The following is a 5,946-nucleotide window of genomic DNA, read 5'->3' as shown; positions in this document are numbered from 1 at the left end:
CCCGGGCGCCGCGATCCCCGGCGTCCAGCGGGAGCAGCGCACCGGCAGGTATGCTACGGTTCAGAGGGTGCGCATCACGAGCCCTCAGGGCGCGGCCATGCTGGGCAAAGCGGAGGGCACGTACACGACCATCGCGGCCGAGGGGTTGCGGGAGCGTTCCCAGCAGGTCAGGGAAGAGGTGGCCCAGCTCGTGGCTGAGGAGCTTTCGGCCCTGCTGCAGCAGCAGGGCGTACCCGACCACGCTGCGGTGCTGGTGGCGGGCCTTGGCAACTGGAACGCGACGCCGGACAGCCTGGGCCCCCGCGTGGTGGGGCAGCTGCTGGTCACGCGCCACCTGCACGAGCTGCTCCCGCCGGAAAAGCGCGGCGCCCTGCGTCCCGTGGCGGCCTTTTCGCCAGGCGTCCTGGGTCTCACCGGCATCGAGACCATGGAACTGGTTGCGGCGGCGGCAGACCGCGTCCGCCCCGCCGCGCTCGTCTGCGTGGACGCCCTGGCCGCCGGCTCCCCCGAACGCCTCTGCACCACCGTTCAGCTCGTCGATTCGGGCATCCAGCCGGGAGCCGGTGTCGGAAACGTCCGCCGGGCGTTGAGCCGCCGGGAGCTGGGCATTCCGGTCATCGCCATCGGGGTGCCCACGGTGATCCACGCCCGGCGCCTTGTGGCCAATGGCGCCGCCGGGCCTGCAGCTCGGTCCTTTCCGTCGTTCTTCCCGCAAGGGCGCCTGGGCGCCACCGAAATGGGGCCGGCGGGCGCGCCGCGCCTCGATGCGAGGCCCGACTGGCTCGCCTCCCTCATCGTGACACCGAAAGAGATCGACGTGCTCATCGAGGATGCGGCGGAGCTTCTTGCGGGGGCCCTCAACACCGCGCTCCACCCCGGCCTCGACCTCGACGAGGTGCTCAGCTACATCCAGTAAGCGGCCTGGCCTGGCACATATCCCCTCGCGAAGGTAGGAATTCTCTGGCCCGGGGCGAAGTCGAGCGTGGGGACTAGAGGGGGCTCACGTGCAGGCCAGGCTTCTTCGCCCGTGGCGCACAGTTCGCCGCCGTCTGGAAGCAGGCGCACAAATTCGCGTGGCACCCCCGCGCGGGGCCTTCTCTGCAGGGGAGCCGGAGGCCGGGACCGCCGTGGTGCGCATTGATTTCGAGCTTGCCCCCGCCCGCTCGCCCAACCGGGAGCTGCGCCCTCCTGCCAGCGCCAGGCGCTTCCTCCAGCTTCTGCAATTCCATCCCAGCTATCGGCTGCTTTCCGGCCAAGGCCCCTCGAGCCTCGTGCTCATCGTCCGCTTTTCCTACCACAGCGCCGTGGAGCTGAGCCGTATGTACGATCAGCTCCTCTGGCTCCTGGAGCTGTCACGCCGCACCACCCCGGTCTGAAGACATCACGGGCCAAGCCCCGGCATACCTTCGCCCTGACGGGGGGCGACGGGTGTGTCCGGGTGGACGGCGCGGCCGGCTACCGCTGTGCGCGTCCGGGTGGTCCGGGCGGGGACGGGCCTTTACCGGGTCGCTGCACTGCTTGCGGCGGTGCTGGGGTTTGCGCTCGCGCCGGCCCTCCAGCCTCACCTGCAGGCAGCACTGGATTCGGCGGCGCAGATCCTGCCGGCCCCGCTGGCGCAGGCGCGAACGGCCGGCGGCCCGGGGATCCGGGAGTGGGGCGAATGGCTGCTGGCGCGGGCGGCTGCGGCCGCCTGGCCTGCCATCAAGCCGGTGAACCCTCCTGCCCCCGCCGCCTCGGGATCACAGCCTCCAGGGGGCTCCTGGACGCTGCAGGAGCCGCCCGAAGAAAGCGGCGCGCTCTTCAAGGTCCAGGACGCCCCGCACGAACCGCAGCGTCCCTCGCCCGTGCGGCCCTCCGCGCGGCCGGTATGGGTGGCCGTTTACCATACGCATGCCTCGGAGATGTACCGCACGCCGGCATTTGCTCCGGAGGATCCAGAGGCATACCACCGGTTTGGCACGACCGACACGGGGATCATCCGCGTGGGAGCGCAGCTCGTGGCCGCCCTCAACGAGTACGGCATTCCGGCGGTCCACGTCACCGCGCTGCACGATACGCCCGACTACCGGGTGGCGTACAGCCGCTCGCTGAAGGCCGCGCAGCAACTCGTGGCGCAGTATCCGAGTCTGCGGCTCCTCATCGACTTGCACCGCGACGCTCCGCAGGAGGGGGGAGAACTGGTGACCTCGGTAGATGGCGAGCAGGTGGCGCAGATAGCCATCGTAGTGGGCACCGGCACCGGCGGCCGGGAGGGGGCGTCGAACCTGGAGGCCGCGCGGCTGCTCGCCGCCGAACTCGACCACCGCTTTCCCGGGCTCTTGCGCCGGGTGATGGTGTACCCGGGCCGGCGCTACAACCAGCACCTTCACCCCGGGGCGCTGCTCATCGAGGTCGGGTCGTACCGCACCCGCGAGGAGGCGGCCATGCGTTCGGCGCGCCTTCTGGCCCAGGCCATTGCTGCCATGCTGCTCAGAACAGCGTTCCCCCGGAGCACGTGGGGCTGAGAAGAACCGCTAGGGCCGTACGCCTCCGGTGCCGGGCGACCGCCGCAGGAGGCGCCAGAACCACGTGAGGGTGGCTACCACGCCCTCTCCCGTTCGCCTGCCCGCCCTCTTCACCATCCCCGCCGCCATCCGCGCCTCCTCGAGCCCCATGAGCCAGGTGATGGCGGCATACACTGCCGCTCCTGCCAGGACGCCGGCCGTTGCGACCAGCCCCCGGTCCGCGAGGCTCTCGGTGCCGAAGCGCAGGGCCGTCCAGGCGGCCGCGCGCCACGCCGCCATGCCCGTGGGCAGTGACGCGGCGCCCACCAGGGCTAGGAAGCGGCCCAGTTCACCCAGCCTCACGCCGGCCTGCCGCCGGTGCAGCACCGCCAGGTAAAACGCCCAGTTGCCCATACTGGTGATGGTGAAGGCCAGGGCCAGCCCGGCGTGCTCCATGCTCGTCCACCGCAAGAAGGCGACATTGAGCAGCGCGTTGACCACCAGGGCGCCGGTAGAGATCAGGACGGGCGTCCTGGTGTCCTGCAGCGAATAAAAGGCACGGGTAAGGATCTGGGAGGCGCTTTGTGAGATGAGCGCGCCCGAGTAGAACAGCAGAGCGGCGGCCGTAGCCCGGCTATCCTGGGCCGAGAACTGCCCTGCCTCGAACAACAGCCGGATGATGGGTTCGGCCAGCACCGCCAGCCCCACGGCCGACGGCACCGTCAAGAACAGCACGCCCCGCAGCGTTCCGGTCACCGCCGACCCGAACCGGCCCATCTCGCCCAGGGCTGCGTGCGCGGCCATGGTGGGGTACGCGACGGTGGAAAGCCCCATGGCAAAGACCCCGAGCGGGAACTGCATCACCCGGTTGGCCAGGTTGAGCGCCGTGATGGAGCCCTCCGGAAGCGTCGAGGCCAGGTTCGTGCTGATGATGAGCGAAAGCTGCGTCACGGACAGCCCGAACAGCGCCGGTAGCATGATCCGGTACAATCTCCGTACGCCCTCGTGGCCCATGTCCAGCACCGGCTGCCAGCGCCAGAACCGCACCCCGATCTGGCTCCACTGCAGGGCCGCATTCAGCATGGCCCCGACCACCGTGCCGACGGCCATGCCCCGGATGCCCATGTGCGGCCCCAGCAAGTACGCGCTCAGGATGATCGAGACGTTGTACAGGATGGGCCCGAGAAGCGGCAGCGTGAACCGCCGGTAGCTGTTGAGGACACCGATGCCGAGCCCCGCCAGCGCCGTGAAGAAGACCGCCGGAAACATCCACCGCATCAGGTCGATGAGCAAGTCCCGTTGCTCGCCCATGAAGGCAAAGGCCACCAGCGGCGCAAGCTCCGGGGCGAAGACCATCCCCCCGACGGTCAGCGCAACCAGGAGCAGGACGGTGCCGTTGAGAAACGTGCTGGCCGCCCTCCAGCCCTCGCGCTCCTGCCCGCGGGCCAGGTAGCCGGTGAAGACCGGGATGAACGCGGCGGTGATGGCGCCGCCCACCAGCAGGAAGTACATGAGGTCGGGGATGTTAAACGCGGCCTTGAAGGCGTCGGTCTCGGCGGTTCGCCCGAACACCTCGGCCACGGCCCGTTCCCGGATGAACCCCAGGAGCCGGCTGATCAGGATGAGGGACATGGTCAGCGTGACGTCGCGGGCCAGCCGCCTGCGCCCCGACCCTGGCCCGCCCTCCGCCCAGTCGGACAAGAGAGGGTCGCTTCCTTTCCCTGTACGCCCGTCGGTGCGGCCGCGGCTTCGGCGCGGCGTGCTGCCCTTCCTGCCTTCGGAAGGTGGCGCCATGCTATAATCACTGGCGCCAAACGAAGTAAGCCGCCTTAGGAGCCAGGAGACTCGGTGGACCAGGCACGGATCCGAAACTTTTGCATCATCGCTCACGTGGATCACGGCAAATCCACCCTGGCGGACCGCCTGCTGGAGCGTACCGGCGCCATCAACCCCCGGCAGATGGTCGACCAGGTGCTGGATCAGATGGACCTGGAGCGCGAGCGGGGCATCACCATTAAGCTGACCGCCGTCACCATGGAGTACACCGCCTCGGACGGCCAGGGCTACCTGTTGAACCTCATCGACACGCCCGGGCACGTGGACTTCTCCTACGAGGTCTCCCGCGCTCTTGCCGCCTGCGAAGGGGCGCTTCTGGTGGTGGACGCAAGCCAGGGCGTGGAGGCTCAGACCCTGGCCAACTTCCTGATGGCGCTGGATCACAACCTGGAGATCGTGCCGGTCATCAACAAGATCGACCTGCCCAATGCCCGCCCGGACGAGGTGGGCCAGGAGATCGAGGAGGCGCTCGGACTCGACGCCGGGGATGCTCTGAAGATCTCGGCCAAGACCGGCCTCGGGGTCGATCAGGTACTGGAGGCCGTCGTAAAGCGCATTCCGCCGCCCCGAGGCGACGTGGAGGCGCCTCTTCGCGCCCTCATCTTCGACTCCCACTTCGACGCGTACCGCGGCGTGGTGGCCTACATTCGGGTCTTCGACGGCAAAGTCCGCCTGGGCGACCGCATCCGCCTGATGAGCACCGGCGCTGAGTACGAGGTTGACTCGGTGGCCATGTTCCGTCCCGATCTTCACCCGGTCGAGGAGCTTGCGGCCGGCGAGGTTGGCGCCATCACGGCGGGTATCAAGAACATCCGGGACGCCCGGGTGGGTGACACGCTCACCCGGGCCGATCGCCCCGCCGCCGAACCCCTACCGGGCTACCGGCCCCCGCTTTCCATGGTCTTTTCGGGGCTGTACCCCGTGGACGGCGAGGATTACCCGCGCCTGCGGGACTCGCTGGAGAAGCTCCGGCTCAACGACGCGGCGCTCACCTACGAGCCGGAGACCTCGGCGGCGCTGGGGTTCGGCTTCCGGTGCGGGTTCCTTGGCCTTTTACACATGGATGTCGTGCAGGAGAGGCTGGAGCGGGAGTTTGGCCTCAATCTGGTCACCACCGCGCCCAGCGTCTCGTACCGGGTGCGGCTCCAGGGCGGTCGGGAAGTGACCGTCGAGAACCCGGCCCACTGGCCCGACCCCGGAACCATCGAGGAGGTTCTGGAGCCGTACGTGCGCGCCACCATCGTCACTCCCGGCGACTACGTGGGGCCCGTCATGGAGCTCTGCCAGGAGCGGCGCGGGCAGTTCGTCGACATGGAGTACCCGGCAAGCTCCAGGGCGGTCATCACCTACGACCTGCCGCTGGCGGAGATCCTGCTGGACTTCTACGACCGGTTGAAGTCGGGCACCCGCGGGTACGCCTCCCTCGACTACCGGTACATCGGCCACCGCCCGGGCGAACTCGTCAAGCTGGACATTCTGCTGGCCGGGCGGCCGGTCGATGCGCTGTCGTGCATCATTCACCGGGACAAGGCGTACCAGCGGGGCCGGCAACTGGTGGAGAAGCTGAAGCAACTCATCCCCCGCCAGCTCTTCGAGGTGCCCATCCAGGCCGCCATGGGAAGCCGGG

Annotated in this window: 5 protein-coding genes; 4 read left to right on the top strand and 1 reads right to left on the bottom strand. The window is 69.1% G+C overall.

From position 1 onward, the window contains the following. From gpr to spoIIP, 3 genes are all read left to right on the top strand, one after another. Positions 1–916, top strand: a 916-nt coding sequence (gene gpr, locus AB1609_14200; protein MEW6047612.1) for a GPR endopeptidase, incomplete at its 5' end; no start/stop codon positions are given. Between the two features lie 211 nt (positions 917–1,127). Next, positions 1,128–1,376, top strand: coding sequence for a hypothetical protein (locus AB1609_14195; protein ID MEW6047611.1), 249 nt, complete (start codon positions 1,128–1,130; stop codon positions 1,374–1,376). Between the two features lie 54 nt (positions 1,377–1,430). Continuing rightward, the gene (gene spoIIP / locus AB1609_14190) at positions 1,431–2,504 is read left to right on the top strand and encodes a stage II sporulation protein P (GenBank protein ID MEW6047610.1); all 1,074 of its coding nucleotides are present in this window, start codon (positions 1,431–1,433) and stop codon (positions 2,502–2,504) included. Positions 2,505–2,513: 9 nt separating this feature from the next. Here spoIIP and murJ read toward each other — a convergent pair whose 3' ends face one another. After that, positions 2,514–4,184, bottom strand: coding sequence for a murein biosynthesis integral membrane protein MurJ (murJ, locus tag AB1609_14185; protein MEW6047609.1), 1,671 nt, complete (start codon positions 4,182–4,184; stop codon positions 2,514–2,516). Positions 4,185–4,331: 147 nt separating this feature from the next. On the opposite strand from murJ, the gene lepA reads away from it, so the two are divergent. Then, the coding region (lepA, locus tag AB1609_14180; GenBank protein ID MEW6047608.1) for a translation elongation factor 4 at positions 4,332–5,946 on the top strand (1,615 nt) is incomplete at its 3' end.

It is taken from the genome of Bacillota bacterium (genome assembly GCA_040754675.1).
GTDB lineage: Bacteria > Bacillota > Limnochordia > Limnochordales > Geochordaceae > Geochorda.
The sequence above is the reverse complement of the archived record's forward strand: the minus strand, read 5'-3'. Positions and strand labels throughout refer to the sequence as shown.